The following is a 26,866-nucleotide window of genomic DNA, read 5'->3' on the forward strand; positions in this document are numbered from 1 at the left end:
GCTCACTTCCCCCTCTTCAGCAACCGCACGCCGGCGCACACCCCGAGCGCCAGCCAGGTGACGCGCCGCGAGAGCCGCACGGCCCGTTCGACATCGCGCCGGACGACGGCCCGCCCGCCGGTGTTCAGCACGGGCCGGTGCTCCACCCGCCCGCCGTACGACAGGGTCCCGCCCAGCCGCACCCCGAGCGCCCCCGCGAACGAGGCCTCCACGGGCCCGGCGTTGGGACTGGGGTGCTTCGCCGCGTCGGCCCGCCAGGCGCGCACGGCCCCGCGCGGATCCGGCCCGGCCAGCACCGCGAGCACGGCGGTCAGCCGCGCCCCCGGCCAGCCCGCGAGGTCGTCGAGACGCGCGGAGGCCCACCCGTAGCGCCGGTAACGGGCCGACTTGTGCCCGACCATGGCGTCCAGGGTGTTGACGGCCCGGAACCCGAGCAGCCCCGGCACCCCGCCCACGGCCCCCCACACCAGCGCTCCCACGACCGCGTCGGAGGTGTTCTCGGCGACGGACTCGACCACGGCCCGGGCTATCCCGTCGGCGTCGAGGGCCTGCGGGTCCCTCCCGCACAGATGCGGCAGCCGCGCTCGGGCCGCCTCCACGTCCCCCGCCTCCAGGGCACGCCCGACGGCCCGCGCCTCACGGGCGAGTGAAGTCCCCCCGACGACGGCCCAGGTGGCCGCACCGGTGAGCGCGACGGAGGCGACGGCGGAGGACCGCACCGCACGCTCGGCGACGGCCCCCAGCGCGACGGCGCCTCCCGCGCACACCCCGGCGTGCAGCGCGCCCCACCCGCGGTGGTCCCGCCACAACACCCGCTCCACGGCACCCGCGGCCCGCCCGAACACGGCGACCGGATGCCCCCGGCGGGGGTCGCCGAGCAGCAGGTCACCGATCAGGCCGGCGGCGGCGCCGTACGCGAAGACGCGACCGGCACCCATGGGCTCAGCCGGCCAACAGGGCAGGCAGGGGTGGGGTACTGAACCTCGATCGGCAGCCGCGCATGGCGATATGTCCTCACTCAGGGTGTCCACGCCCTGGTTCGACGAGACCGGCGGTGAGAGTTCCTGGCTCCCGGGGGATGGCTACCCCGGTGACAGTGGCGGGACCGCGCCGGACTCACACCGGCTTCCTCTCCTGCCGCCGTACTGGCTCCGGAAGTCCACCACGGCCGCGAACCGCCGTCAACTTGCCCTTGACCTGCGCGGGGAGAGTGTGGAGAACCCCACACCACTAGCACCCCGCCTCGCTCCCGGGACCGAGTCGGGGCGAATTCCCCTGTGCGGGTCGTGTTCCGGCGACCGGCTTGCACCCGCCCGACCCGAACCCTCCAATACCTCGCACAGGGGGATACGCGTACGGAAAGGGCAGAGCAGTGCATGACGCGGCCGAGCCGGTCTTCGTGGACATCACCGACCGCCGTCCGGAGCCGGCCAGGTGACCCGCGGACGTTTCCCGGAGGGGCTCGGCCCCGCGGTGGCCCGCGTGCGGTCGGCCGACGGCACTCCTGTCGGCTCGGGATTCCTCGTCGCACCCGGCACGGTGGCCACCTGTGCCCACGTGGTGGCGCAGGCCCTGTGCAGCGACGAACGGGACACCTCCGCGCCGACCCGCCCCGTGACCGTCGAGTTCCCACTCCAACGGGGCGGCGTCGCCTACGAGGCCTCGGTATCGGCCTGGCGGCCGGTGGCCCCGGACGGCACGGGCGACATCGCACTGCTGCGCCTGCCCGAAAGCGCCACCACGCCGGTCCCGCTGGCAGGCGCGTGCGACGTCTGGGACCACCGCTTCCGCATCCTGGCGTTCCCCGCCACGGCCGAGCACGGTGCCTGGATCGGCGGGCGGCTGCTCGGCGCCGTCGGACAGGGCTGGATCTCCATGGAGGCGGACGGCACCGCACACCACATCTCCCCGGGGTGCAGCGGGGCACCCGTCTGGGACGAGGAACTCGGCGCCGTGGTCGGCATGACGGTCGCGACCGACCGAGGCCGTACGGCCGCCACCTCCTACCTCATTCCCGCAGCCGCCCTCTTGGACCTGCAACCGGGCCTGCGCCGCTGTCCGTACCGAGGGCTCGACGCCTTCCGGGAGGAGGACGCCGCGCTCTTCTTCGGCCGGGAGAAGGAGACGGCACGGCTGCTCGACGCGGTGGACCGGCACCTCGTCGTACCGGTGGCCGGCCCCTCCGGCAGCGGCAAGACCTCACTGGTGCGCGCCGGAGTGCTGCCGCACCTGCGCGCCCAGGGCCACACCGTCTCCGAGATCCGCCCGCTGCCAGGCACCCCTGCCGCGCTCACCCTGGCACGGGCGCTGGCGCCACTGCTGGAACCGGACCAGGGCGTGGCCGACCAGGAACGCGGCGCCCTGAAGCTCGCGGCCCTCCTGGACGCCGGGGGAGGCCGGGCGGCGGCCGGTCTCGGCCAGCGCCTGCTGAACCACTGCGGCCCGCGCGGCCACGTCTTCTTCCTCAACCAGCTCGAAGAGATCGTGGTGGCCGAACCCGCCACCGCACGCGCCTTGCTGGCCTTGGTCGTCGCCCTCGCCTCGGTCCCGGCCGAGGACAAACGCCTGCGCGTCCTCGCCACCCTCCGCTCCGCCTGCCTCGACGACCTCGTGGAGCCCGCCACCGCCGCCGTCCTCAGCGACTGCGCCCAGGTCGTCGCGCCACTGGGGCGCACCGGTCTGCTCCGCGCCGTCGAAGGCCCCGCGTCCCGCGTACCCGGCCTCACCCTCGACCCCGGCCTCGCGGAGCGCATCGTCGACGACGCGGAGGACGAGCCCGGCCACCTGCCCATGGTGGAGTTCGCCCTCACCGAACTCTGGTCCCACGAGCAGGGCATCCGACTCACCCACGCGGGCTACGAGGCCCTGGGCGGGGTCGCCGGCGCGCTGTCCGCCCATGCCGAGAAGCGGGTCGGCGAGATCATCGCGGAGTACGGCGAGAAGCCGGTCCGCAGCCTGTTCACGCAGCTGGCTCGCCCTCACGAAACGGACGGGTTCACCCGGAAGCCGGTACGGCTGTCCCCGTTGCCTCCCGAGGTTCGGTCCGCCGCCGAAGCACTGGCCACGCGCACCCGATTCGTGAGGATCACGCACGGTCCCGACGGCGAACCGATCGTGGACCTGGCGCACGAGGAACTGGTCCGGTCCTGGCCGCGGCTGCGGCGGTGGCTGGAGGACTCCCGGGACTTCCGCATGTGGCAGGAGCGGCTCCTGCAGTCCCTGACGCACTGGCAGGACACCGGTGAGGAGACAGGTGCGCTGCTGCGGGGGACGATGCTGGCCACATCGCTGGAAAGGGCGGCGGACCCGGCCCACCGCGATGGCATCACCCGGACCGAGCACGACTACATCCGGACCAGCCATCGCCACGAGCAGCGCGGCCTGCGACGCTGGCGGTTCGCCGCGGCGATGCTGGTCATCCTCGCGCTGCTCGCCGGTGGTCTGGCGGGGGAGGCGTGGCGCAGGGGTTCGGTGCTGGAGGCACGAGGACAGGCCATCGCCTCCCGCGCTCTGGCGGAGGAGGCGTCCCTTGTCGCCGAGGTGTCCCCGGTGTCGTCCGTGCGACTGGCCCTGGCGGCCTGGCGCAACGCGCGGGGCAAGGAGGCGAGGCAGGCGCTGCTGGACGCCTACCTGATGGGTGCCTCCGTGGTGCACGGGTACCGGGGGCAAGGGGCGGAACAGATCCACGGGTTCGACATGACACCGGACGGCTCCGTCGTGGTGACGACATCGCAGGGACCGGACGGCGCCGGACACGCGCAGGTCTGGAGCGGCGTCTTCGAGGGGCGTGCGCGACCGTGGCCGGTCCGGGGTATCCCCCCGGGCATCCCCCGAGGGGCGGAACTCAGTGACGACGGGCGACTGCTGGCGATCGCCTCCGAAGACGGCTCGATGGGGGTGTGGGACGTACGGCGGCGGACGCGGCTGTGGCTGCGCTCCAGCCCGGCGCTCGGCGCACTCGGGCGGGTCGAGACCTCCGCCTTGGACTTCTCCGCGGACGGCCGTCGGCTGCTGCGTCTCGCCGTCAACCGCACGCGCGGCACGGGACAGGGCAGGCAGCCCACTGCCCTGGTCCAGATCTGGGACGCCCGCAGCGGCCGGACGGTGCCGGCGTCCCAGAAGGGCGTTCCGCCCGGCCCCGAGGCGGCCGGCGCGGCGCTGGTGCGCGATGGCCGCGAGGTCGTCTACCTGAGACGTGACTTCGACGACCCGAGTGCTGTGCAGGAACCCGTCGCGGAACTGCGGCGGGTGGCGGACGGCGCCGTCCGCGAGAGGTTCCCGGAGGCCGAGTGGATCGCCGGGAGAGGCACGGATGTCATCGCGGACGGTGGCTACGGTCGGCACGTGGTGCAGGCGGTGAAAGAACCGGCCGACTCCTCGAAGCGGCGCCTGCTGGCGGTCGAGTCGGCCGGTCCGGATGTCACCGGACGCTACCTGGTGGAGCTCATCGGGTCGCTGTCCGTGACGGACCTCGACACGGGGCTGCGGTACAGCGTCCCCTGCAGCCCGCGTCTGGGCGAGCTCGTCTTCACGCGGGCCAAGAGTGCGGTGGCCGTCCTGCCGGGAGGGAACGGCACTCCGCTCGTGCTCTTGGCCCTGGGCTCCGACCTGTTGGTCCTGGAGACGACGGCCGACCGGGAGTCCCCCTTGCCCGACGTCTCGCCGTACAACTGGTCGAGCGACGACACCTATGTCCGCTCCGCCGACGGCACGTACCGCGCACACTTCGGTGAAACGGACGTCGGGCAAAGACTCGTTGTCGCCCGTCGCGGCCGCGAGCACGCTGCCGACCCTGTGCTGCTCTCCGAGTTCGACGGACCGCCCGCCGGGGCCGGGTTCACACGCGACAACCGCCACCTGGTCCTCTGGAACGGCAACCTGCTGTCGGCCAGGAGTGCGGACCGGCCGGGCGCAGCGGACACGGCGAAGTTCTCGGAGAGCATCAGCAAAGTGGTGCCCGTGTACGGCAGTTCCGTCGTCGTGCTGACGGACAACCAGTTGGTCCGCTACGACGTCGCCTCGAAGCGGCGTCGGGTGCTGGCGGACAACCCGTGCAGCGGGGACGGCATCGCCTGCCGCGACATCGCCGTCCGCCCCGGCCACAGAGAGGTCGCCGTCGCCGACGCTCGGGGCCGGGTTCGTCTCTGGAACGCCGAGACCGGTGACAAGCGCGAGGACACCGGCATCCTGCTGGCCGACGGAGGCGAGTTCCGCTCCAAGTCCATGGCGTTCGATCCACACGGCAAGACCGTCGCCACATCGATCGACAAGACCACCATCGTCCGCTGGGAGGTGGAGAGCGGCCGTCGCGTCGGGCGCACCGTCCGAGGGGGCGCCACCCTCTCGGCACTGCTCCTGGCGGCCGACGGAACGCTGGTGACCGAGGACGAGGAGCAGCTCGCCCTGTGGCGCCCCGAGGACACCCGGGAGCCGTTCCTGAGGTTCCCTTTCGACACGACGTCCGACGATCTCCGGCTGACCCCGCAGCGCCTCGGGCCACGCCACCTCATCGTCGAACAGGCCGACACCCGGATGCGTGTCCCGCTTGATCCCGACAGCTGGCACCAGACCCTGTGCCGGCGCTGGGACGGTGCCTACACGCGGGCCGAGAAGCGCCTCCTGGAACGGGCCGGGGGGACCTCGGAGCCCCCGTGCCCCTGACATGCGTTCGGGTGGGTACGGGACCGCGTCCCGCACCCACCCGGCACCGCTTGCTCGGAACTCAGGCCACGATCAGATAGATCCCGTACCCCACGGCCGCCGCGCACGCCGCGAAGCACGCGTACGCGCCCGTGACGGCGAGGCCCGCGGACCCGCCCTCGGCGACCGCGCGCTCGCGGCGCGACAGGCCGGTGATCCCGAGGGTGAACAGGCCCACGAGGGCCACGGTGACGACGAGGCTCACGCCGAAGACGGAGCCGAGGGCCGCCCAGTCGATCTTCATCTCTGCTTCCTTCTCGCTGCCGGTGGGCGGGTCAGACCGTGGTGGTCGTGGAGGGCGTGCGCTCGGCGGTGGCCTGGGCCGGTATCGGCGGCACGTCGGCGGCGGTGCCGCCCGCCGGCGGCGGCGTCACCGCGGCCATCGCCGTGGTCACCACACCGGCCGGCTCCGCGTCGTCGGTGTCGTTGACATTGGTGTGGTCGACGACCTCACGGCGGGAGATCTTCCAGATGACCGCCGAGGAGGCGACGAGGAAGACGGCCACCACGGCGGTGCCCCAGTCGCCGAAGCCGGTCACGTACTCGGCGAGCGCGGCCACCAGGGCCGCCGCCGGCAGGGTCAGGCCCCAGGCGACGAACATCCGCGTCGCCGTCGACCAGCGGACGACACCGCCCTTGCGGCCGAGACCCGCGCCCATCACCGCACCGGACACGGAGTGGGTCGTGGAGAGGGAGAAGCCCAGGTGCGAGGAGGCCAGGATGACCGTGGCCGCGCTGGTCTGGGCGGCGAAGCCCTGCTGCGGCTGGAGGTCGGTCAGGCCCTTGCCCATCGTGCGGATGATGCGCCAGCCGCCCAGGTAGGTGCCGAGCGCGATCGCGATGCCCGCGGAGAGGATGACCCACATGGGCGGGTCGGAGTCGGGCGCGACGGCGCCGCCGGCGACCAGGGCCAGGGTGATGACACCCATCGTCTTCTGCGCGTCGTTGGTGCCGTGCGCCAGGGAGACCAGGCCCGCGGAGGCGATCTGGCCGGCCCGGTAGCCCTTCTCGGAGGCCTTGCCGTCGGCCTTCCTGCCCAGGGAGTACGTCAGCCGCGTGGCGAGCATCGCCGCGACGCCCGCGACCAGCGGGGCGGCGATCGCCGGGATCAGCACCTTCGTGACCAGCACGTCGCCGTGCACCGCGCCGACGCCCGCCGAGGCGATGGTGGCGCCGATCAGGCCGCCCATCAGGGCGTGCGAGGAGCTGGACGGCAGACCGACCAGCCAGGTCAGCAGGTTCCAGAGGATCGCGCCGACCAGGGCGGCGAAGATGACCTCGGGACGGATACCGGCCTCGTCGACGAGGCCCTTGGAGATCGTGTTGGCGACTTCGACGGACAGGAAGGCGCCGACCAGGTTGAGGACCGCGGACATGGCCACCGCGACCTTGGGCCTCATGGCGCCCGTGGAAATGGTCGTGGCCATCGCGTTCGCGGTGTCGTGGAAACCGTTCGTGAAATCGAACGCGAGTGCGGTTACCACCACAATCGCGAGGATCAGCGAGAAGCTTTCCATTTACCCAGGCAATCGTTCGAGGTCGTTGGCGCGACGACCGTAAGTAACCTGAGTGAACGGAAGATGAACTGGGAGGGGCGCAGGGGTGTCCGCAACAGAAGGTCGGTGTTCCGCCCTGTCCTGGCAGGCCTTGCGCCCCAACGGCTAGGCGCCCCTTGCGAACCGCTTCAGTCGATCGAGTGACCCGCTGAAGAGATTCTGGTCACCCGGAAGGGTGCCGCTGCCGTTGTCGTACTGCCAGAAGGTCCACGACGACCATCCGGCCGGCAGCGTCCCCGCGCTCGCCGAGTCGTAGCGGGCGATCCACAACGGGTGGTCGGCGGCGAAGGCGGAGCTGTTGCCCGTGCACGTCTTCCACCAGTGGGTGGTCGTGTAGATCACCGGGCGGCGGCCGGTGAGCCGCTTGACCTCGTCGCTGAACGCCTTGATCCAGCCGACCATCGCCGCCTTGCTCAGGCCGTAGCACTTCCGCTTCTTGTCGTACGGGTTGTATTCGATGTCCAGCGCGGGCGGCAGCGTCCAGCCGTCCGCGCTCCAGCTGCCGCCGTTGCCCACGAAGTGCGCCGCCTGCGCCGTGCCCGACGACCGGTTCGGCAGGGCGAAGTGGTACGCGCCGCGGACGAGGCCCGCCGCGCGCGAGCCGTTGTACTGCTGACCGAAGTAGGGATTGCGGTAGGTGGTGGACTCGGTCGCCTTGACGTAGACGAACCGGGCGCCCTTCCGCTGCGCGCTCCGCCAGTCGACGTTCTTCTGGTGGGACGAGACGTCGTGCCCCTTCGGGCGGCTCGCCGCCGAGGCCGGCGCCTCGGCCAGCGCCGTCCCTCCCAGAGCGAGTGCCGCCGCGTACACCGCGAGCCATCGGCCGCGGCGTCGGGTCGGTGTGCGGTCACGGGCCATGTTTCCCCCCGGAATGGCAACGTGCACGGCAAATCCCCCAGAGCGTACTGGAAGATCGTTGAATGCCCGAAGATCTCCGGCCAAGAAAGATCGCGCGGCCTTTTGTACCGGTCTGCACTCTTACGGATGGTCGGCTTCCGGCCTAAAGTGCCCCCGCCCGGCGGCGGGTTGAGGAACCGGCTGGCAGGATCGCCGCATGGCTGAGCAGCGAGGTGACGAGCGGGGCGGGCGGGACGCCCGGGGTGACGGACAGGGTGTGGGGGAGCCGCGGCGGAGGAGTGTCCGACCCGAGGAGGCGCGCGCCTGGGAGGACCTCGTCGCCACGGCCCGCAGGACGGTCGCCGAGGGGCTCGTCGTCGGCACGTCGGGCAACGTCTCGGTGCGCGTCGGCGACACCGTGCTGGTCACGCCGTCGGGCGTCCCCTACGACCGGCTGACGCCCGGCGACGTGACCGGCGTCGACCTCGACGGCCGACAGGTCCTCGGCACGCTCGTCCCGACCAGCGAGCTGCCCATGCACCTCGCCGTCTACCGCACGGCCGACGCCCACGCCGTCGTCCACACCCACGCCGTGCACGCGACGGCCGTCTCCACGCTCGTCGGCGAGCTCCCGCTGATCCACTACATGGCCGCCGCGCTCGGCGGGCCGGTCCGGGTCGCCCCGTATGCCACGTACGGCACCGACGAGTTGGCCGAGAACATGCTCCGCGCCCTCGCCGACCGCTCCGGCTGCCTCCTCCAGAACCACGGCACCATCACCTACGGCGCCACCCTCGACCAGGCCTACGACCGCACCGCACAGCTGGAATGGATGTGCCGCCTCTGGCTGACCGCCACGTCGGTGCCGGGCCTGTCCCCGAGCCTGCTGTCCCGCGAACAGCTGACGGAGGTGGAACACCGCCTGCGCGGCTACGGCCAGCGCCGGTGACCGGGCCGCCCGGGCCCAGGAAACGCGGCATCACCGGCCGCTGCCGCCCTCAGGACCCCAGCCGCTCCGCCACAGCCCCTGCGGCCTCCGACCGCACGCCGCTGAAGGTCGGCACCGCGGCCCCGCCTGGATGCCGCCGGAGCCGCGGCTCGGCGTGCACGCCGCTGGGCCGCGGCACCGCGGCCGGCCTGGGCGCCGCCGGGCTCGGCACCGCGGCACCCAGGCGGGGCGCCGCCGGGCGTCGGCCCTGCGCCCCGCCCGCCCACGCGCCCCCCGGACGCCGCACCCCGCCCCACTCGCACGCCGCCTCCACCCCTCACCCCACCGCCGCCCCCCACTGGTCGCGGACCAGGTCCGCCAGGACACTGGACGGGTGCGCACTGTCAAAGCGACGGCCGCTGCCGTCACCGCTGTGATCGGGGCCGGGGCCGCCGCGGTGGCCGCCGGCCGGTTCGCCAGCGACGCCGCGCTGAAGGCGCCTCCCGGCAGGCCCCTGCCCACCGAACCCCGGCTCACCGTGCACGGCACCGCCGCCGGGCAGATCAGCCTCACCCGGGACCTGGCCGCCCTGCGGCCCGGCCGCTACGGTCTGGCCGGCGACGGCTCCCACGCGGTCGTCGGCCCCGTCCTGGCCGACGCCCCGCACGCCGCCGACACCGTCGTACGCCGCCTCGAGAGCGTCACCCACGGCACCCTGCGCCCCGGCGACAAGGCCTGGCTCACCCCCAACGTGTACGTCGGCAACCCCGGCACCGCCCTCGGCCTCGAACACGCCGACGTCGACATCCCCGGCGAACTCGGCCCGCTGCCCGCGTGGTTCGTGCCCGGCGCCCGGGACACCTGGGTGATCGCCGTGCACGGCCTGGGCACCACCCGGGAAATCGCCATGAACGTCATAGAGTTCCTGCACCGCAACCGCTTCCCGGTCCTCGCCCTCGCCTACCGCGGCGACCTCGGCGCACCCCGCCCGCCCGACGGCCTGAACCACCTCGGCGAGACCGAGTGGCGCGACCTCGACGCGGCCATCCGCCACGCCGAGAGCCACGGAGCCCGCCAGGTCGTCCTGCACGGCTGGTCCACCGGCGCCACCATGGCCCTGCGCGCCGCCGAGCACTCGGGGCTCCGCGACCGCGTCTCCGGGCTCGTCCTGGACTCCCCGGTCCTCTCCTGGGAGACCACGCTGCGCGCCCTGGCCGCGGCCCGCCGCACCCCGGGCCCCCTGCTGCCCCTCGCGGTCCGCGCCGCCCAGGGCCGCACCGGCCTGTACGGCGACCGCGCCACGGGGACCGCCCCGTACGACGGAGTCCGCGTCCCCACCCTCCTCTTCCACGGCCCGGACGACACGGTCGCCCCCTGGCGGCTCTCCCGACGCCTCGCCGACGTCCGCCCCGACCTGGTCGCCCTCCACACCGTCCGCGGCGCCCCCCACGGAGCGATGTGGAACGCCGACCCCCAGGCGTACGAGGAGGCCCTGCGGCGCTTCATGACCCCGCTCATGTGACCCCTCCGGCGGTGCCGGCACCTCACGCACCCCCCGTTCACGCCCCCTTCGCCCCCCTGCAACCACGTCCCGCCCGGCTCCCTACCGACCGGTCGTGATGATTCCGTTTAGCGTCGTACCACTGGCCTGTTCCCGGCCCTCGACCACTCCCGGGGACCGGTGCGTTGGCCATCCCCGTCGCCCGCCGTGACATTCCGTTTGGGTTTTCGGACCGTCAACCGGAAGACTGCCCCCGTGACGTCCCGTATCCCGCGCGACTCCAGGCTTCGACTCGTCCGCCCGCGACCCCTGGCCGCCGCCCCCAGAGCGATGAACCAGCAGCGCTCGCGCCGCCCCGCGCCGCGCCCCCCGGAGGGCACCCCGGCACCGGCGGAGCTGGCCAGAATGGCACGCTCCGGCCTGGCCGGCGCCGCCCGCGTCGCCCGCTGGGCCGACGCCGCCCTCGGCCCCGGCGGGGACAGCGCCACCGCCGACGGCAAGGCCACCCTCTCCGACGCGACCGCCGAACGGGCCGCCTCGGACCTGAACCTGACCCCGGCTCAGGTCAGAGCCGACTGGGACACCGCCCGCCTCGCCGGCCTGGTCGAGGTGCACGGCGACAGTGCCCGCCCCGGCTGGCGGCTGCGCGCCTGGAACCGCGACGACAGCGCCGTCCTGCGCGGCTGGGTCGCCCTCTTCGACGCCTGGTCGCTCGCCCATCCGGAACCCGAGGACCACGAGCCCGCCGCCGTCGCCGAGGTCGTCTCGGCCATGCCGCAGGTGCTCTCCTTCCTCCAACTGTCCGCCGGCCCCGTCCCCGTCGAGCAGCTCCTGGACCTCCTGGAGCAGCGCGTCACCGAACTGCGCACCGCCCGCTGCGAGATCCCCTATGGCCCCCAGCCCGAGCCGGCGGCCGAACCGGAGCCCACCGACGCCCCGCTCGCCCCGCTCCTCGACTGGGCCCTGCGCGCCCTCGCCTCCGTCGGCGCCCTCACCTACGGCGACGGCCAGGCCACGCTCACCCCGCTCGGCAGCTGGGCCGTCTGGGTCAAGCTGGAGCAGATCTGCGTCGCCGCGCAGAGCCCCGCCGGGAACATCGAGCAGTCCGCCGAGGACATGCTCCGCGGCTGTGCCCAGCTGCGCCCGAACGCGGCCCGCGCCGAGTACCGCGCCTGGCTCGCCGCCCGGCCCGTCGGCAGCGCCGTCACCGAGCTCCTCGGCGCCGCCCGCGGCGAGGACGCCCTGCTGCGCGGCCTCGCCTTCGAGGCGCTGCGCGTGGTCGGCGCCCCCGCCGAGCCGGATGTCCGCGCCGTGCTGGACGAGCCCACGCTCCGGCCGTACGCCCTGCTGTGGCTCGCGGAGCACGACGGCACCGACCCGGAGGACGCCCACACGGTCCTCACCCGCGAGGAGGCGACCTGGCTGTGGGTGGACACCGCCGCCGCCGTCGCCGACCACGGGGAGGCCCCGCTGCTCGTCCGCCACCTGGAGTCCGCCGTGCAGCCGACCGTCCCGATGCTCCTGGACGAGGTCCGGGCCGTGGGCCACCCGCGCACCGTGCAGGTCCTGGTCGCCCTGGCCGCGGCCCACCCCGACCCGGCTCTGGCCAAGGCCGTGCGCCGGGCTGCCTTCCAGGTGCACACCGGCGGCAGCTAGGACCGGCGCCCGACCCTGGGCGGGATCAGCCCGCCATCTCGGGCGCGTACGTGCCGAAACTCCACACATTGCCCTCGAGGTCCCGGGCCATGTAGTCCCGCGAGCCGTAGTCCTGGTCCGTCGGGGGCATGAGGATCTCCGCGCCGTGGCCGACGGCGCGGCGGTGGTGCGCGTCCACGTCGTCCACCACCACGTACACCCCCGTGGTGCCCGCGTCCTTCATGGCCGCGTCGAACACGCCGCCGCGGCCCTTGCTGCCGACCATCACCGCGCCGTTGCCCTGCGCCAGCTCCGCGTGCAGCACCGAGCCGTCCTCGCCCTCGTACACCGACAGCTCCGTGAAGCCGAAGGCCTCCGTGAGCTGCCGGATCGCCGCCTTCGCGTCGGCGTACAGCAGCGTCGGGTAGACGCTGGGACGCCCGCCGGACGTGCCTGCCATACCGATCACTCCCTTGTGCTCGGTCTTGTGTTCGGTCTTGTGCTTGATCGCCGAAATCCGATGATCCGGTCCTGCCGCTCAGTCTGGCACCCGCCACTGACAACGACCCGGCGAGACGAACCGAACACCCGCGCGCAGAAAAAGTGGTTGCACGGCCCCGTTAGACTGTCCCCCATGGCCTTTCTCCTCGCGCATTAGACGGCGGGAACGTCCTCAGCCGCCCACCCCGCCCCCGCTATCCGCCCTGGAGTCTGTCCGTGATCTCCGCCTCCGGTATCGAGCTGCGCGCCGGTGCCCGCGTCCTCATCGAAAGCGCCACCTTCCGAGTCGCCAAGGGCGACCGCATCGGCCTGGTCGGCCGCAACGGCGCGGGCAAGACCACCCTCACCAAGTGCCTGGCCGGCGAGGCACAGCCCGCCGGCGGCACCATCACCCGCTCCGGCGAGGTCGGCTACCTGCCGCAGGACCCGCGCACGGGCGACCTCGACGTCCTCGCCCGCGACCGCATCCTCTCCGCGCGCGGCCTGGACGTCCTGATCCGCAAGATGCGCGACAACGAACAGCGCATCGCCAACGGCAAGGGCGCCACCCGCGAGAAGGCCCTCAAGCAGTACGAGCGCCAGGAGACGGAGTTCCTCACCAAGGGCGGGTACGCCGCCGAGGCCGAGGCCGCCACCATCGCCGCCGCGCTCAACCTGCCCGACCGCGTGCTCGGCCAGCCCCTGCACACGCTCTCCGGCGGTCAGCGCCGCCGCATCGAGCTGGCCCGGATCCTGTTCTCCGACGCGGACACGCTGCTGCTCGACGAGCCGACCAACCACCTCGACGCCGACTCGATCATCTGGCTGCGCGACTACCTGAAGACCTACCGCGGCGGCTTCATCGTGATCTCCCACGACGTCGACCTGGTCGAGACGGTCGTGAACAAGGTGTTCTACCTGGACGCCAACCGCGCCCAGATCGACGTCTACAACATGGGCTGGAAGCTCTACCAGCAGCAGCGCGAGGCCGACGAGAAGCGCCGCAAGCGCGAGCGCGCCAACGCCGAGAAGAAGGCCGCCGCGCTCCATTCGCAGGCCGACAAGATGCGCGCCAAGGCCACCAAGACCGTCGCCGCGCAGAACATGGCCCGCCGCGCCGACAAGCTGCTCTCCGGCCTGGAGGCGGTCCGCCAGTCCGACAAGGTCGCCAAGCTGCGCTTCCCCGAGCCCGCGCCCTGCGGCAAGACCCCGCTGATGGCCGAGGGCCTGTCGAAGTCCTACGGCTCGCTGGAGATCTTCACCGACGTCGACCTCGCCATCGACAAGGGCTCCCGCGTGGTCATCCTGGGCCTCAACGGCGCCGGCAAGACCACCCTGCTGCGGCTGCTCGGCGGCGTCGAGCAGCCCGACACGGGCGCGGTCGTCCCCGGCCACGGCCTGAAGCTCGGCTACTACGCCCAGGAGCACGAGACCCTCGACCCCGACCGCACGGTCCTGGAGAACATGCGCTCCGCCGCGCCCGACATGGACCTCGTCGAGGTCCGCAAGGTGCTCGGCTCGTTCCTGTTCTCCGGCGACGACGTCGACAAGCCCGCCGGCGTCCTCTCCGGCGGCGAGAAGACCCGCCTCGCCCTCGCCACCCTCGTGGTGTCCTCGGCGAACGTGCTGCTCCTCGACGAGCCCACCAACAACCTCGACCCGGCCAGCCGCGAGGAGATCCTCGGCGCGCTGCGCACCTACAAGGGCGCGGTCGTCCTCGTCACGCACGACGAGGGCGCCGTCGAGGCGCTCCAGCCGGAGCGGATCATCCTGCTGCCGGACGGCGTCGAGGACCTGTGGGGCGCGGACTACGCGGACCTCGTCGCGCTCGCTTGATCGAATGCGTGATCAACGGCGTATGGATCATTCGGCCTAGCGGTGATCCATCATCTGTGTGAGATCTCCTCGTACCGAGGTGTGTCCTACATCGATTTCGCGGCCGAGTCCCCGATTCTTCCGAGCTCGGCCGCGCCGCCTTTCTGACCTGGTATTTCCCGGGGCAATCCGTTCGGCCGTACGGACACTCCTCTTCGGAATTTCCTATTCCGCATGTGGGGATGTGCTCCCGTCGTCACAACCTTGTCTCACGGACCTTGCCGAATGGGTGGCCATCAAGGCCCGGAGGGGTGATCATGAGGAGACCAGAGCGCACTTCCCATGAGGAGGCACGGGTGGCCGAGACTCTGAAGAAGGGCAGCCGGGTGACCGGCGCCGCGCGCGACAAGCTCGCGGCAGACCTGAAGAAGAAGTACGACGCCGGTGCGAGCATCCGGGCGTTGGCCGAGGAGACCGGCCGCTCGTATGGCTTCGTGCACCGCATGCTCAGTGAGTCGGGCGTCACGCTGCGAGGGCGTGGCGGGGCGACACGGGGCAAAAAGGCCACGGCCTGACCCCGGGTGGCCCCACGGCTTCGATGGTGGCCACCCGGTCGGCAGGCTGAGCGGCCGGGTGGTTACTGTGCAGTCACTTAGCTGTGCCGTGGTACGGCGGGACATCCGCCGTCGCACGGTACGGAAGACGACCGCACGCATCGGAGGCGTCCCATGGCTTCGTCCGACCAGGACCTCGTTCCCGTACTCGACAAGGACGGCGTACGGCTCACCGTCGACGACGCGATCGCCACGGTGACGCTGACCAACCCGGCCAAGCGCAACGCGCAGAGCCCCGCTCTGTGGCGGGCGCTGACCGAGGCCGGGCGGCTGCTGCCGGGCTCCGTCCGCGTCGTGGTGCTGCGGGCCGAGGGCAAGTCCTTCTCGGCCGGCCTCGACCGGCAGGCGTTCACGCCCGAGGGCTTCGACGGCGAACCGTCGTTCGTCGACCTCGCGCGGGGCGGCGACGCCGAGTTGGACGCGACCATCGCCGAATACCAGGAGGCGTTCACCTGGTGGCGGCGCAGCGACATCGTCTCCGTCGCCGCTGTCCAGGGGCATGCCATCGGGGCGGGCTTCCAGCTCGCCCTCGCCTGCGACCTGCGCGTCGTCGCCGACGACGTGCAGTTCGCCATGCGCGAGACCAGCCTCGGACTCGTGCCCGACCTGACGGGCACCCATCCGCTGGTGGGGCTCGTCGGATACGCCCGCGCGCTGGAGATCTGCGTGACCGGGCGCTTCGTCACGGCCGAGGAGGCCGTCAGCACCGGGCTCGCCAACGTGGCCGTGCCCGCCGACCAGCTCGACGACACGGTCCGCGACCTCACCGCGGCCGTCCTCGCCGCGCCCCGCGACGCCGTCGTCGAGACCAAGGCCCTGCTGCGCGGCGCCCAGGACCGCACCTACGAGGAGCAGCGCGCCGCGGAACGCCAGTCCCAGGCGCGCAGGCTGCGGGACCTCGCGGGCGTCGGCGACTGAGACCGCCGGACCGGCCCGGCGGTCAGCCGATCGCGCTCACCAGCACCGCCACCGTCGGGTGGTCCGGCAGCGACGTCCTGACCGCCGTACGGACCGCGCGGGCCACGTCCCGGGCCCGGTGGTCCGCGCCCACCGCCAGCTCCACCCGGACATGGCGGTGGGACAGCGCGGCGTCGCCCGGCAGTTCCTCGATGTGCACGGGGTGGCCCAGCGCGCCGGTCAGGTCGAGCACGCCCGGGACCGCGAGGGCCGTCGCCGCCACGCGAGCCTCGTCGCCCTCCTCCGGGCGCGCGGCCCGGGACGGTTCGGGCAGACGTACGGCGGGCCCGGGCTCCGCCTCCTCGTCCAGCAGCCCCGTCACCCGCAGATCCACCTCTCGCACCGCCAGGCCGATCCGCTGTGTCGCGGCGGTCGCCAGCGTCGCCCGCAGCAGGGACGCCGTCGTCGGCAGCGGTTCCGAGGCCGTGGCCGCGAACTCGGCCGTCACCCGCAGCGGGCCGGGCGGCAGCGCGCTCGGCGGAGCGGGCACGGCCGGCTCCCGCGTGTCCGCCGAGTCGGCGAGCACGATGCGCAGCGCGTCGACGCGCACGCCCGGGGCGTCCTCGGCCGCGCGCCGCAGCACCGCCTCGGCCGCCTGCTCGGCGATCCACGCGCCGTCGCGCGCCTCACCCAACGGCAGGAGCCTGCCGAATCCCAGCTGATGTCTCACTGCCCGTGTCCACCGGTCGGCCGTCATTCCTCCAGCCTGCCGCATCAGAGGCGCGCCACCATGTAACCGTGCTTACGGTGGTCCCAGGACGACAACCGAAAAGGACGAACGGCGATGACTGACATGACCGAGAACCGGGGCGGGGACACCGAGAGTCCGGCGGCACGCAGGAGTCCACTGGCCAAGCGCGGCGGCGCGGACCCGGGCTCCCGGGGCCGGACCACCATCGCGGACGGCGTCGTGGAGAAGATCGCCGGGCTCGCCGCACGCGACGTGGACGGCGTACACGCCATGGGCAGCGGACTGTCCCGCACGTTCGGAGCAGTGCGCGACCGCGTGCCCGGCGGCCAGAAGTCGGTGACCCGCGGGGTGAAGGCCGAGGTCGGCGAGGTGCAGGCCGCCCTCGACCTGGAGATCGTCGTGGAGTACGGCGTGTCGATCGCCGACGTGGCCAGGGACGTACGGGAGAACGTCATCACCGCCGTCGAGCGGATGACGGGCCTGGAGGTCGTCGAGGTCAACATCGCGGTGAGCGACGTGAAGCTGCCGGACGAAGAGGAAGAGGAACCGGAGCGCCGGATCCAGTGAGGCCCAGGGGCACCGGACAACACAGCGTCTGCGGAGCTGAGGAGCTGAGGAGCGCATGAGCATGGCCGTGGTCGGCATGATCGCCGGCATGGCGCTGGGCTTCGCCGGGTATTTCGGCGGATTCGGTGCCTTCCTGCTGGTCGCGGCGCTCGGCGCCGTCGGCTTCGTCGTCGGCCGGTTCCTGGAGGGGGACATGGACCTGGGCGACTTCTTCCGCACCCGTGGCGAACGGCGGCGGTGACGTCCGTGAGCACGGGGGCCGGTGAGCTCGACAGACCTCTGACCGTCGTCCCGGCGGAGGAGCGCGGCGCGACCCGGATCGCCGACCGGGTCGTCGCGAAGATCGCCTCCCAGGCGGCCCGCGAGGCCGTCGGGACGCTGCCCCCCGACGCGGGGCGGCCGTCCGCGTCGGTCGTCGTCCACCACCACGTGGTCCACGTCCGCGTGCACGTCGAACTCGACTACCCCTGCGACATCGGCGACCGCTGCCGCCGGGTGCGTCGCCAAGTCGTCGAGCGGGTGGGCGCCCTGGTGGGCATGCAGGTGCCGGAGGTCGTCGTCCACGTGGAGCGGCTGCACCTGAGCGCGGCGCCCGGCGCGGCACACGGGAGGACGCGATGAGCGAACCCCAGGACAGGGAACCCCACGAGTCCGAGGGCACCACACAGCGCCTGCCGGTCCTGGAGAAGTCGCAGGCCGGCACCGGCCCCGACCAGTCCGCGCCGTCGGCCGCCCACGGACCGCCGCCCGCGCTCGACGGCGAGGGCGGCCGCGCGGGCCGCTTCTGGTCGACGCGCCGCATCCCCGCGGGCATCGTCGCCCTGCTGCTCCTGGCCCTCGCCGGGCTGTTCCTCTACGACATCGTCTCCGTGCGCGCCGACCGGCCCGGCATGAGCTGGCGCCGGGAGCTGGCCCGGCAGCTCGCCGAACGGCCCCTCGACGACACCTGGGTGCTCGTCGGGGCGGGGGTCGCCGCCGCCCTCGGGCTCTGGCTGCTGGTCCTGGCCGCCACACCCGGCCTGCGGCACGTGCTCCCGATGCGCCGCACGCACGCCGACGTCCGCGCGGGACTGGACCGGGACGCCGCCGCGACCGCGCTGCGCGACCGGGCCATGGAGGTCGCCGGCGTGCAGTCGGCACGGGTACGGGTGCGTCGGCGCCGCGCGGACGTCCGCGCCCTGTCCCACTTCCGTGAACTGGACGACGTACGAACCGACCTGGACGCCGTGCTCGCCGACGCGGTCCGCGGACTGGGACTGTCCCGGCCGCCCTCGCTGTCCGTGCGCGTCCGGCGCCCCGGCCGGAAGGGGTGAGGCCGGTGCTCAGGATCGTCAACCGCGTGTTCCTCGGTCTGGTGGGCCTCGTCCTGCTGGTGCTGGGCGGCTCCGTCCTGGCCGTCGGCCTCGGCGCCCCGGCGCCCTCCTGGTGGATCCACCACGACCGGCACGACGTGCTGCTGAGCGAGGCCGAACGCACCCGCTGGCGCGACGCCGGCTGGTGGTGGCCGGTCGTCATCGCCGTGCTCGCCGTCCTCCTGCTGCTCGCCCTGTGGTGGCTCGTCTCGGTGCTGCGCCGGCGCCGCCTGGCCGAGGTCCTCGTCGACACCGGCGACGGCGAGGGCGCGCTGCTGCGCGGCCGGGCCCTGGAGAACGTCCTCGCCGGGGAGGCGGCCCGGATCGACGGCGTCGACCGGTCCCGCGCCCACCTGAGGGGCCGCCGCAGCGCCCCGGAGGCCCGCGTACGCCTCGCACTGGAGCCGCACGTCGACCCCGGGGCCGCGTTGGACGACTTCACGGGTCAGGCACTGGCTCACGCCCGGGAGTCCGCCGGGCTGGCGTCACTTCCGGCGGAGGTGCGGCTGAGCGGCGTCCGGCACCACGCGGAGCGGGTGAGCTGAGCGAGGGCCCGGGGCCGCGGGGAACCGCGCGAGCGATCCCCGCGAACCCGCGGCCGGGCCGCTCAGAACCCGTGCCGCGCTCCTCCGTCGACGGGCACCATGACCCCGGTCAGATAGGACGCGGCCGGCGACAGCAGGAACGCGGCCACCCGCCCGAACTCCTCGGGCGACCCGTACCGCCGCAGCGGAATCTTGGACTCCGCCGCCGCCCTGGTCGCCTCCGGGTCCGCCGACAGCCCGTCCAGCTCGCGCACGCGGTCCGTGTCGATCCGCCCGGGCAGCACGCCCACCACCCGGACGCCCCGCGGCCCCAGTTCGTCGGAGAGCGACTTGGCGAAGCCCGCCAGGCCCGGCCGCAGCCCGTTCGAGATCGTCAGCCCCGGGATCGGCTCGTACACCGACCCGGACAGCACGAACCCGATGACACCCCCGGACTCCAGCTCGGCGGCCGCGGCGCGAGCCAGCCGCACCGCGCCGAGGAACACCGACTCGAACGCCGTCTGCCACTGCTCGTCCGTGTTGTCCGCGACGAACCCGGCCGGCGGCCCGCCCACGCTGACCAGGACACCGTCGATCCGCCCGAAGTGCTCCCGCGCGGCCCCGATCAGCCGGCCCGCCGCCTCGGGGTCGGCGTTGTCGGCGGCCACCCCGACCGCGTTCGGGCCCAGCGCGGCCGCCGCTTCGGCGACACCCTTCTCGTCCCGCCCCGAGACGACCACCTTCGCCCCGTTCGCGACGAGCTCACGCGCGGAGGCGTTGCCCAGGCCCCGCGTGGCCCCCGTGACGACGTACACCCGGTCCTTCAGTCCAAGATCCATGGCCCCTATCCTGCCCCGTCCTCCCGGGACAGGGCGAGGGCCGTGTTCACCAGGCCGATGTGGCTGAACGCCTGCGGGAAGTTGCCGAGCTGCCGACCGGTCACCGGGTCGAACTCCTCGGCCAGCAGGCCGACGTCGTTGGCGAGCCCCATCAGCCGTTCGAACAGCTGCCGGGCCTCCCGCGTACGGCCCGTCATGTGCAGGGCGTCCGCGAGCCAGAACGAGCACACCAGGAAGGTGCCCTCGCTGCCGGGCAGTCCGTCGACGTCCGCCTGGTCCGAGTCGGTGGTGCTGTAGCGGCGCAGGAAGCCGCCGTGGTCCAGCTCCTTGCGGACCGCGTCGATGGTGCCGATCACCCGCGGATCGTCGGGCGGCAGGAAACCGACGCGCGGGATGAGCAGCAGCGCGGCGTCCAGCTCGCGCGAGCCGTAGGACTGGGTGAAGGTGTTGCGTTCCGGGTCGTAGCCCTTCTCGCACACCTCGCGGTGCACCTCCTCGCGCAGCGCGCGCCAGCCGTCCAGGTCGCCGTCCAGCTCCGGGTGGAGCTCCAGCGTCCGCACGGCACGGTCGGCGGCCACCCACACCATCACCTTCGAGTGCACGAACTGGCGCCGGCCGCCGCGCACCTCCCACAGTCCCTCGTCCGGCTGCCGCCAGTGCGTGCGCAGGAAGTCCAGCAGGGCCGTCTGCAGCGCCCACACGTCCGGCTGCGGGGACAGGCCCGACTCGCGGGCCAGGGACAGGGAGTCCATGACCTCGCCGTAGACGTCCAGCTGGAGCTGGTTGACGGCGTCGTTCCCGATGCGGACGGGGGTGGACTCGGCGAAGCCGGACAGCCACGGCAGCTCGAACTCGGGCAGCCGTCGCTCGCCCGCCAGGCCGTACATGATCTGCAGGTCCGCCGGGTCGCCCGCGACCGCGCGCAGCAGCCAGTTCCGCCAGGCCTCCGCCTCCTCCTGGTAGCCCGCCGCCAGCAGCGCGCCCAGGGTGAGGGTGGAGTCGCGCAGCCAGCAGTAGCGGTAGTCCCAGTTGCGCACCCCGCCCGGCTCCTCGGGCAGGGAGGTCGTGGCGGCGGCGACGATGCCGCCGGTCGGCGCGTACGTGAGCGCCTTGAGGGTGATCAGGGAGCGGACGACGGCGTCCCGGTACGGCCCGTCGTAGCGGCAGCGCGACACCCAGGCCCGCCAGTCCTCGACGCTGTGGCGCAGCGCGTCGAAGGGGTCGACGAGCGGGGGGCGCGGTTCGTGGGAGGGGTGCCAGGTCAGGACGAAGGCGACCGTGTCCCCCTTCCGGACCGTGAACTCCGCGTGTGTGCCGAAGTCCTCGCCCCAACTGCGCACCTCCGGCTCGCTGCGCAGCCACGTGGAGTCCGGTCCGGCGACGGCGACGCGGTGGCCGTCGGACCGGCGCACCCACGGCACGATCGAGCCGTAGTCGAAGCGCAGCTTGAGGACGCTGTGGAGCGTCACCTCGCCGTCGAGGCCCTCGACGATGCGTACGAGGTCGGGGGCGCGGTCGCGTTGGGGCATCAGGTCGGTGACCCGGACCGCACCCTGCTCGGTCTCCCAGTCGGTGTCCAGGACGAGGGTGTCGCGGCGGTAGGCGCGGCGGGTGCACCGGTCCGCCCCCACGGGGGCGATGCGCCAGTAGCCGTTGTCCTCGTCACCGAGCAGTTTGGCGAAGCAGGCGGCGGAGTCGAAGCGGGGCAGGCACAGCCAGTCGACGGATCCGTCCGTGCCGACCAGGGCAGCGGTCTGCTCGTCGCCGACGATCGCGTAGTCCTCGATGCTGGGATGCACGCAGTGCGGGTTCCCGGCAACTCGGCGTGGCAATCAGGGCAGGGGCCGGGGGAGTGACAGCCCGTCGGCGGCCGCGGCGCCGGTGCCCGAGAAGATCACCCCCGGGTCCGACGGGGCCTGGTTGAGCACCCACAGGCCGATCAGCACCGCCAGCGCGAAGACGACGGTGATCAGCACGGCCAGCACGAGCCGCCGCCGGCGCTCGCGCCGCAGCCACTCCCCGCGTGCCGTGCGGTACGCGTCGGGATCGGGGAGCACCCCGCCCGCCAGTGCCCGCAGCGCCTCGCGCAGTTCCTGCTCGGTCCGGTCGGTGCCGTGCGACGGGGTCGCGTCTCGGTGCGTCATCGCCGGGCCTCCATCGCCTGGGTCAGGGCGGCGATGCCGCGTGCCGTGTGCGTCTTGACGGAGCCGCCGGAGATGCCCATCGCGGCGGCTATCTCGCTCTCCTTGAGCCCGAGCCAGTGCCGCAGCACCAGCGCCTCGCGCTGTCGGGGCGGCAGCTGCTGGAGCGCGTCGATCAGCACGCGCTGGTCCTCGCGGAGCAGGGCGGCGTGCTCGGCGGAGGCGACCGTCTCGTCCGGCGGGTTCTCCTCGTGCCGCCGGGCGACCTGGAGGTGGCGTATCCGCATTCGCGTCAGATTGCAGACGGTGGACCGCAGATAGGCCTCCGCCGCGGCCACGTCCCGCAGGCGCCGCCACTTGCGGTAGATCTGGTAGTACGCCTCGGCCACCACGTTCTCCGGGTCGTCGGCGCCGAGCAGCACGGCCAGGCGCAGCATCGAGGAGTAGTGCAGCTCGAAGAGGTGGGCGACGCCGGCCTCCCGCTCCAGGTCGGCGGGGTCGCCGGCCGGGGAGGCGAGCGGCTCGGCCGGTGCCGGTGCCGCCGCCGGGGGCAGCGTGGGGTTCTCTCTGCGTCTCACGGGTTGTTCGCTCCCGTCTCCGGGCGGCGCCGGACGGTCAGGCGGGACGGCAGGTCGGTGGCGTCGGCGCCGCGCGGGACGCCGAGGCGTTCGAGGGCCGCGGTGCCGCCCACCGCGACGGTCAGGTTGAGCAGCAGGGCGGCGAGCCCGGCGTAGATCTCCAGCGGCCCGGCGCCGGTGCCGAGCGGCACGATCGAGGAGAACCCCTCGCGCACCACCAGGTACGTCCCCGACGCCATGCCCACGGCCCACCCGGCGAGCAGCGCCCGCGGGTGCAGTCGCCCGGTGAACAGCCCGACGGCGACGGCCGGGAAGATCTGCAGGATCCACACGCCGCCGAGCAGCTGGAGGTTGACGGCGTCCTGGTCGCGCAGCCCGAACACGAACGCCACGGCACCCACCTTCGCGGTGAGGGACACGGCCTTGGCGATCCGCACCTGCCGCTTGGGCGTGGCCGTCGGATGGACGTACTCGACGTACACGTTGCGGACGAAGCTCGTGGCCGCGGCGATCGACATCACCGCCGCCGGGACCAGCGCCCCGACGGCGATCGCGGCGAACACCAGCCCGGCGAGCGGCGCCGGCATCAGCCGGTCGACCAGCATCGGCACGGCCGCCTCGGCGCCTCCGCGCGGTGCCCGCACCCCCGCCGCGAGGGCGGCGACGCCGAGGAAGCCGAACAGCGCGAGCAGGCCGGTCCAGGCGGGCAGCGCCACCGAGACCCTGCGCAGGGTGCGTGGCCCGTCGGCGGCGAAACCGGCGGTGAGCACGTGCGGGTACATCAGCAGGGCGAGCGCGGAGCCGAGGGCGAGGGTGGCGTAGGCCGGCTGCTGCTCGGGGGAGAGCAGCAGCGCCGGACCGCCCAGCCGCTCCGCCGCGCCGTCGAAGACCGGGCCCGGGCCGCCGAAGCGTTCCAGCACCAGCCAGGTCACCGCGGTCAGTGACACGAACACGGCCACCGCCTTCAGCGCCGAGATGACCGCCGGCGCCCGCAGTCCGTGCCGGTAGGTGGCCACCGCGAGCCCCGCGAACAGCGCCACCAGCACCAGGTCCCCGGCGGCGCCCCTCGGATACACGCCCCCGGCCGTCAGCACCGCCCGGATGCCGAGCAGTTGCAGCGCCAGGTACGGCATGGTGGCGAGGATCCCGGTCAGGGCCACCACCAGCGCCAGCGGGGACGATCCGTAGCGGCCCCGCACGAAGTCGGCGGCGGTGATGTAGCCGTGCCGCCGGGCCACGCTCCCCAGCCGGCTCAGCAGCACGAAGGCGAGCGGGCAGACGATCACCGTGTACGGCACCGCGGAAGGCGGGAGCGCCGTTGCCGTACGCCAGCCCCGGTACGGCGGTGAACGTGTACGCGGTGAAGATCGTGCCGCCGAGCAGCAGCCAGGTCCAGCCGGGGCCGAGGCCGCGGTCGGCCAGCGCCCAGCCCTCCAGCGAGGGCAGCCGGTCGACCGGACGCAGCCGCCGCGCGGTGACGGCGAGCAGCGACGCCCCGCCGATCACGGCGAGGAACGTCGCGGTCATGGCGCCGTCAGCCATGGGTCACCGTCCTTGGTGTGCCTGTGCCCTCGCGCGTAAGTTGCGCGGACGGCCCGTCCGGAGGACAGGGAACCGGGGAGAAATCTTCTGGAAACGCCGTGTCAACCACTTCCGGCGGGTGCGCAACTCTTGCACAGACCGACAGTGAGCGGGAGAGGAGCGCAGGGCATGGCACGGACCGGGCATCCCCGGCTACGGCGCGTCGCCGTCGCCCTGCTGCTCCTCGCACCCGCGGCCGGGTTGCTGTGGGTCCCGCTGTACGCCGGGGCGGATCCGCGGCTCGCGGGGACGCCGTTCTTCTACTGGTACCAGCTGGCCTGGGTACCGGGCTGCGGTCTGTGCCTGCTCGCCGCGTACGCGCTGACCGAACGACATCGCTGAACGACACCGCACACCGCTGATCCGCACCCCCTGTTTTCACCCACCTGTTGAGGCGAGGAGCCGCCATGCCTACATCAACCCTGCCCGAAACCGGCCCCGAGGTGCCGGAAAAGTCCCGAATGCGGTCGTTCGTGGTGTGGACCGCCGTCTCTCTGCTCGGCGCGGTCGCCTGGGGCGTCCTCGCCCTGGCCCGCGGCGAGCGGATCTCCGCGGTCTGGCTGGTGGTCGCCGCCCTGGGCTCGTACGCCATCGCCTACCGCTTCTACTCCCGGTTCATCGCCCGCCGCGTCCTGAAGCCGGACGACCGACGGGCCACCCCGGCCGAACGCCTGGAGGACGGTGTCGACTTCCAGCCCACCGACCGCCGGGTGCTGCTCGGCCACCACTTCGCCGCCATCGCCGGCGCCGGCCCGCTGGTCGGCCCGGTGCTCGCGGCACAGATGGGCTATCTCCCCGGGACCCTGTGGATCGTGGCGGGGGTGATCTTCGCGGGCGCCGTGCAGGACATGGTCGTGCTGTTCCTGTCGATGCGGCGGGACGGCACCTCGCTCGGACAGATGGCCCGCGACGAGATCGGGCGGCTGGGCGGTGCCGCTGCCCTGATCGCCGTGTTCGCCATCATGATCATCCTGCTGGGCGTGCTCGCGCTGGTCGTCGTCAACGCCCTCGCCCACAGCCCGTGGGGCACCTTCTCCGTCGCGATGACCATCCCCATCGCCCTGTTCATGGGCTTCTGGCTGCACGTCATCCGCCCGGGCCGGGTCGTCGAGACCAGCCTGATCGGCGTCGTCCTGCTGTTCCTCGCCATCGTCGGCGGCAGCTGGATCCAGGAGTCCTCGCTGGCCTCCGCCTTCACCCTGAGCCCGACGACCCTCGTGTTCTGCCTGGTCGGCTACGGCTTCGTCGCCTCCGTGCTGCCGGTGTGGATGCTGCTCGCGCCGCGCGACTACCTCTCCACCTTCATGAAGATCGGCACCATCGCCCTGCTCGCGGTCGGCGTGGTCGTCGCCGCACCCGTGATGCGCGCGGACGCGGTGACCGACTTCGCCTCCTCCGGCGCCGGGCCCGTCTTCGCCGGCGGGCTCTTCCCCTTCCTCTTCATCACCATCGCCTGCGGCGCGCTGTCCGGCTTCCACGCGCTGGTCGCCTCGGGCACCACCCCGAAGCTGATCCGGAAGGAGTCCCAGGTCCGGATGATCGGCTACGGCGCCATGCTGATGGAGTCGTTCGTCGCGATCATGGCGCTGATCGCCGCGGCGACCCTGGAGCCGGGCCTGTACTACGCCATGAACGCCCCGGCGGCCCTCCTCGGCACCACGGCCGAGTCCGCCTCCCACGCCGTCGCCGGCCTCGGGTTCACCATCACGCCCGACCAGCTCACCCAGGCCGCCAAGGCCGTGGAGGAGCAGACGCTCATCGCCCGCTCCGGCGGAGCGCCGACCCTGGCGGTCGGCATGTCGGAGATCTTCTCCGGGGTCTCCGGGGGCGCCGGGATGAAGGCCTTCTGGTACCACTTCGCGATCATGTTCGAGGCGCTGTTCATCCTGACGACGGTGGACGCCGGCACCCGCGTGGGCCGCTTCATGCTCCAGGACATGCTCGGCAACGTCTTCAAGCCCCTCGGCCGGGTCACCTGGAAGCCGGGCATCTGGCTCTGCAGCGCCCTCGTCGTGGCGGCCTGGGGCTACTTCCTCCACACCGGCGCCACCGACCCGCTCGGCGGGATCAACCAGCTCTTCCCGCTGTTCGGCATCGCCAACCAACTCCTCGCCGCGATCGCCCTGGCCGTCTGCACCACGATCCTGATCAAGTCCGGCCGGCTGCGCTGGGCCTGGGTCACGGGCGTCCCCCTCGCCTGGGTCGTCGCGATCACCTTCACCGCGGGCTGGCAGAAGATCTTCTCCGACGACCCGAAGATCGGCTTCTTCGCCCAGCGGGCGCGGTACGCCGACGCCCTCGACGCGGGCCAGGTCCTGCCGCCCGCCAAGAACCTCGACGACATGCACACCGTGGTCACCAACTCCACCGTGGACGGCGTGCTGATCGCCCTGTTCCTGCTGCTCGTCGCCGTCGTGATCGGCAACGCGGCGGTGGTCTGCGTGCGGGCGATCAGGTCCCCGGGCTCCCTGCCGGTGACCGAGGCGCCGTACGTGGAGTCCCGCCTCGACGTGCCGGAGGAGCCGTTGGCGGGGGCGCGGTCGTGAGGGCGACTCGGGTATTGAGCTGGG

The 26,866-nt window shown here is 73.1% G+C and carries 24 protein-coding genes, 1 pseudogene and 1 riboswitch; of the genes and pseudogenes, 14 read left to right on the plus strand and 11 right to left on the minus strand.

Features of this window, described 5'->3' with window-relative positions:
- Positions 1-2 precede the first annotated feature (2 nt).
- Positions 3-938, minus strand: a complete 936-nt coding sequence (locus tag ACSUPV_RS31705; RefSeq protein WP_037756929.1) for a cobalamin biosynthesis protein — start codon at positions 936-938, stop codon at positions 3-5.
- A 98-nt stretch (positions 939-1,036) separates the two neighbouring features.
- A riboswitch (cobalamin riboswitch) is annotated at positions 1,037-1,157 on the minus strand.
- 277 nt (positions 1,158-1,434) lie between these two features.
- Between ACSUPV_RS31705 and ACSUPV_RS31710 the strand changes: the two genes are divergently transcribed.
- On the plus strand, positions 1,435-5,661 hold the full coding sequence (locus ACSUPV_RS31710) for an nSTAND1 domain-containing NTPase (RefSeq protein ID WP_436949027.1): 4,227 nt from the start codon (positions 1,435-1,437) through the stop codon (positions 5,659-5,661).
- 61 nt (positions 5,662-5,722) lie between these two features.
- Here the strand turns inward: ACSUPV_RS31710 and ACSUPV_RS31715 are convergent, their stop codons facing one another.
- From ACSUPV_RS31715 to ACSUPV_RS31725, 3 genes are all read right to left on the minus strand, one after another.
- On the minus strand, positions 5,723-5,944 hold the full coding sequence (locus ACSUPV_RS31715; RefSeq protein WP_031108151.1) for a hypothetical protein: 222 nt from the start codon (positions 5,942-5,944) through the stop codon (positions 5,723-5,725).
- A gap of 31 nt (positions 5,945-5,975) precedes the next feature.
- Entirely contained in the window at positions 5,976-7,217 is a 1,242-nt protein-coding gene (locus ACSUPV_RS31720) for an inorganic phosphate transporter (RefSeq protein WP_359794928.1), read from the minus strand.
- A gap of 144 nt (positions 7,218-7,361) precedes the next feature.
- On the minus strand, positions 7,362-8,114 hold the full coding sequence (locus tag ACSUPV_RS31725) for a lysozyme (RefSeq protein ID WP_436949028.1): 753 nt from the start codon (positions 8,112-8,114) through the stop codon (positions 7,362-7,364).
- Positions 8,115-8,310: 196 nt separating this feature from the next.
- Between ACSUPV_RS31725 and ACSUPV_RS31730 the strand changes: the two genes are divergently transcribed.
- From ACSUPV_RS31730 to ACSUPV_RS31740, 3 genes are all read left to right on the plus strand, one after another.
- The gene (locus ACSUPV_RS31730; RefSeq protein WP_359794929.1) at positions 8,311-9,042 is read left to right on the plus strand and encodes a class II aldolase/adducin family protein; all 732 of its coding nucleotides are present in this window, start codon (positions 8,311-8,313) and stop codon (positions 9,040-9,042) included.
- 373 nt (positions 9,043-9,415) lie between these two features.
- Positions 9,416-10,543 carry an alpha/beta hydrolase family protein gene (locus ACSUPV_RS31735; protein ID WP_436949029.1) on the plus strand — a complete coding sequence of 376 codons (1,128 nt, stop codon included), beginning with the start codon at positions 9,416-9,418 and terminating at the stop codon, positions 10,541-10,543.
- 234 nt (positions 10,544-10,777) lie between these two features.
- Positions 10,778-12,178, plus strand: coding sequence for a hypothetical protein (locus tag ACSUPV_RS31740; RefSeq protein ID WP_359791763.1), 1,401 nt, complete (start codon positions 10,778-10,780; stop codon positions 12,176-12,178).
- A 25-nt stretch (positions 12,179-12,203) separates the two neighbouring features.
- Here the strand turns inward: ACSUPV_RS31740 and ACSUPV_RS31745 are convergent, their stop codons facing one another.
- Positions 12,204-12,617, minus strand: a complete 414-nt coding sequence (locus ACSUPV_RS31745) for a VOC family protein (RefSeq protein ID WP_436949030.1) — start codon at positions 12,615-12,617, stop codon at positions 12,204-12,206.
- A gap of 257 nt (positions 12,618-12,874) precedes the next feature.
- Between ACSUPV_RS31745 and ACSUPV_RS31750 the strand changes: the two genes are divergently transcribed.
- From ACSUPV_RS31750 to ACSUPV_RS31760, 3 genes are all read left to right on the plus strand, one after another.
- Positions 12,875-14,473, plus strand: a complete 1,599-nt coding sequence (locus tag ACSUPV_RS31750; protein WP_031118914.1) for an ABC-F family ATP-binding cassette domain-containing protein — start codon at positions 12,875-12,877, stop codon at positions 14,471-14,473.
- 335 nt (positions 14,474-14,808) lie between these two features.
- A complete protein-coding gene (locus ACSUPV_RS31755) occupies positions 14,809-15,027 on the plus strand; it encodes a helix-turn-helix domain-containing protein (protein ID WP_010037790.1) in 219 nt (72 codons plus the stop codon).
- A gap of 153 nt (positions 15,028-15,180) precedes the next feature.
- Entirely contained in the window at positions 15,181-15,984 is an 804-nt protein-coding gene (locus ACSUPV_RS31760; protein ID WP_037770253.1) for an enoyl-CoA hydratase/isomerase family protein, read from the plus strand.
- Between the two features lie 22 nt (positions 15,985-16,006).
- Here ACSUPV_RS31760 and ACSUPV_RS31765 read toward each other — a convergent pair whose 3' ends face one another.
- A complete protein-coding gene (locus ACSUPV_RS31765; RefSeq protein ID WP_436949031.1) occupies positions 16,007-16,720 on the minus strand; it encodes a nucleopolyhedrovirus P10 family protein in 714 nt (237 codons plus the stop codon).
- 87 nt (positions 16,721-16,807) lie between these two features.
- Between ACSUPV_RS31765 and ACSUPV_RS31770 the strand changes: the two genes are divergently transcribed.
- The 5 genes from ACSUPV_RS31770 to amaP are packed head-to-tail and all read left to right on the plus strand — an operon-like array spanning position 16,808 to position 19,178.
- Positions 16,808-17,281, plus strand: coding sequence for an Asp23/Gls24 family envelope stress response protein (locus tag ACSUPV_RS31770; RefSeq protein ID WP_031118917.1), 474 nt, complete (start codon positions 16,808-16,810; stop codon positions 17,279-17,281).
- Positions 17,282-17,336: 55 nt separating this feature from the next.
- Positions 17,337-17,522, plus strand: coding sequence for a hypothetical protein (locus ACSUPV_RS31775; protein WP_031118918.1), 186 nt, complete (start codon positions 17,337-17,339; stop codon positions 17,520-17,522).
- Positions 17,519-17,902: an Asp23/Gls24 family envelope stress response protein gene (locus tag ACSUPV_RS31780; protein WP_031118919.1), complete on the plus strand. Its 384-nt coding sequence runs from the start codon at positions 17,519-17,521 to the stop codon at positions 17,900-17,902. The genes ACSUPV_RS31775 and ACSUPV_RS31780 overlap by 4 nt, the downstream gene beginning before the upstream one ends.
- Positions 17,899-18,594, plus strand: coding sequence for a DUF6286 domain-containing protein (locus ACSUPV_RS31785; protein ID WP_359791769.1), 696 nt, complete (start codon positions 17,899-17,901; stop codon positions 18,592-18,594). Before ACSUPV_RS31780 ends, ACSUPV_RS31785 begins: the two co-directional genes overlap by 4 nt.
- Positions 18,591-19,178: an alkaline shock response membrane anchor protein AmaP gene (amaP, locus tag ACSUPV_RS31790; protein ID WP_359791772.1), complete on the plus strand. Its 588-nt coding sequence runs from the start codon at positions 18,591-18,593 to the stop codon at positions 19,176-19,178. The genes ACSUPV_RS31785 and amaP overlap by 4 nt, the downstream gene beginning before the upstream one ends.
- Positions 19,179-19,240: 62 nt before the next feature.
- Here amaP and ACSUPV_RS31795 read toward each other — a convergent pair whose 3' ends face one another.
- From ACSUPV_RS31795 to ACSUPV_RS31815, 5 genes and pseudogenes are all read right to left on the minus strand, one after another.
- Complete coding sequence (locus tag ACSUPV_RS31795; protein WP_436949032.1) at positions 19,241-19,996, minus strand: SDR family oxidoreductase; 756 nt, start codon at positions 19,994-19,996, stop codon at positions 19,241-19,243.
- A gap of 5 nt (positions 19,997-20,001) precedes the next feature.
- The gene (locus tag ACSUPV_RS31800) at positions 20,002-21,795 is read right to left on the minus strand and encodes a glycoside hydrolase family 15 protein (RefSeq protein WP_382616429.1); all 1,794 of its coding nucleotides are present in this window, start codon (positions 21,793-21,795) and stop codon (positions 20,002-20,004) included.
- Positions 21,796-21,828: 33 nt separating this feature from the next.
- Complete coding sequence (locus ACSUPV_RS31805; protein WP_031118925.1) at positions 21,829-22,140, minus strand: hypothetical protein; 312 nt, start codon at positions 22,138-22,140, stop codon at positions 21,829-21,831.
- Complete coding sequence (locus ACSUPV_RS31810; protein ID WP_031118926.1) at positions 22,137-22,715, minus strand: sigma-70 family RNA polymerase sigma factor; 579 nt, start codon at positions 22,713-22,715, stop codon at positions 22,137-22,139. The genes ACSUPV_RS31805 and ACSUPV_RS31810 overlap by 4 nt, the downstream gene beginning before the upstream one ends.
- A pseudogene (locus ACSUPV_RS31815) lies at positions 22,712-24,257 on the minus strand (sodium:solute symporter family protein). Before ACSUPV_RS31815 ends, ACSUPV_RS31810 begins: the two are co-directional and overlap by 4 nt.
- Positions 24,258-24,425: 168 nt before the next feature.
- On the opposite strand from ACSUPV_RS31815, the gene ACSUPV_RS31820 reads away from it, so the two are divergent.
- Positions 24,426-24,638 carry a DUF3311 domain-containing protein gene (locus tag ACSUPV_RS31820; RefSeq protein ID WP_031118928.1) on the plus strand — a complete coding sequence of 71 codons (213 nt, stop codon included), beginning with the start codon at positions 24,426-24,428 and terminating at the stop codon, positions 24,636-24,638.
- Positions 24,639-24,703: 65 nt separating this feature from the next.
- Entirely contained in the window at positions 24,704-26,842 is a 2,139-nt protein-coding gene (locus ACSUPV_RS31825; RefSeq protein WP_436949033.1) for a carbon starvation CstA family protein, read from the plus strand.
- Positions 26,843-26,866 lie beyond the last annotated feature (24 nt).

The sequence above is a fragment of the Streptomyces sp. SudanB52_2052 genome, assembly GCF_964272415.1.
Classification (GTDB): domain Bacteria; phylum Actinomycetota; class Actinomycetes; order Streptomycetales; family Streptomycetaceae; genus Streptomyces; species Streptomyces olindensis.

Excerpts from the sequence above, each read along its gene's own strand:
- ACSUPV_RS31765 (WP_436949031.1), bottom strand. The coding sequence starts at position 16,720 with ATGACGGCCGACCGGTGGACACGGGCAGTGAGACATCAGCTGGGATTC.
- ACSUPV_RS31775 (WP_031118918.1), top strand. The coding sequence starts at position 17,337 with ATGAGCATGGCCGTGGTCGGCATGATCGCCGGCATGGCGCTGGGCTTC.
- ACSUPV_RS31795 (WP_436949032.1), bottom strand. The coding sequence starts at position 19,996 with ATGGATCTTGGACTGAAGGACCGGGTGTACGTCGTCACGGGGGCCACG.
- ACSUPV_RS31730 (WP_359794929.1), top strand. The coding sequence starts at position 8,311 with ATGGCTGAGCAGCGAGGTGACGAGCGGGGCGGGCGGGACGCCCGGGGT.
- ACSUPV_RS31760 (WP_037770253.1), top strand. The coding sequence starts at position 15,181 with ATGGCTTCGTCCGACCAGGACCTCGTTCCCGTACTCGACAAGGACGGC.
- ACSUPV_RS31805 (WP_031118925.1), bottom strand. The coding sequence starts at position 22,140 with ATGACGCACCGAGACGCGACCCCGTCGCACGGCACCGACCGGACCGAG.
- ACSUPV_RS31745 (WP_436949030.1), bottom strand. The coding sequence starts at position 12,617 with ATGGCAGGCACGTCCGGCGGGCGTCCCAGCGTCTACCCGACGCTGCTG.
- ACSUPV_RS31725 (WP_436949028.1), bottom strand. The coding sequence starts at position 8,114 with ATGGCCCGTGACCGCACACCGACCCGACGCCGCGGCCGATGGCTCGCG.
- ACSUPV_RS31825 (WP_436949033.1), top strand. The coding sequence starts at position 24,704 with ATGCCTACATCAACCCTGCCCGAAACCGGCCCCGAGGTGCCGGAAAAG.
- ACSUPV_RS31715 (WP_031108151.1), bottom strand. The coding sequence starts at position 5,944 with ATGAAGATCGACTGGGCGGCCCTCGGCTCCGTCTTCGGCGTGAGCCTC.
- ACSUPV_RS31820 (WP_031118928.1), top strand. The coding sequence starts at position 24,426 with ATGGCACGGACCGGGCATCCCCGGCTACGGCGCGTCGCCGTCGCCCTG.
- ACSUPV_RS31705 (WP_037756929.1), bottom strand. The coding sequence starts at position 938 with ATGGGTGCCGGTCGCGTCTTCGCGTACGGCGCCGCCGCCGGCCTGATC.
- ACSUPV_RS31770 (WP_031118917.1), top strand. The coding sequence starts at position 16,808 with ATGACTGACATGACCGAGAACCGGGGCGGGGACACCGAGAGTCCGGCG.
- ACSUPV_RS31720 (WP_359794928.1), bottom strand. The coding sequence starts at position 7,217 with ATGGAAAGCTTCTCGCTGATCCTCGCGATTGTGGTGGTAACCGCACTC.
- ACSUPV_RS31785 (WP_359791769.1), top strand. The coding sequence starts at position 17,899 with ATGAGCGAACCCCAGGACAGGGAACCCCACGAGTCCGAGGGCACCACA.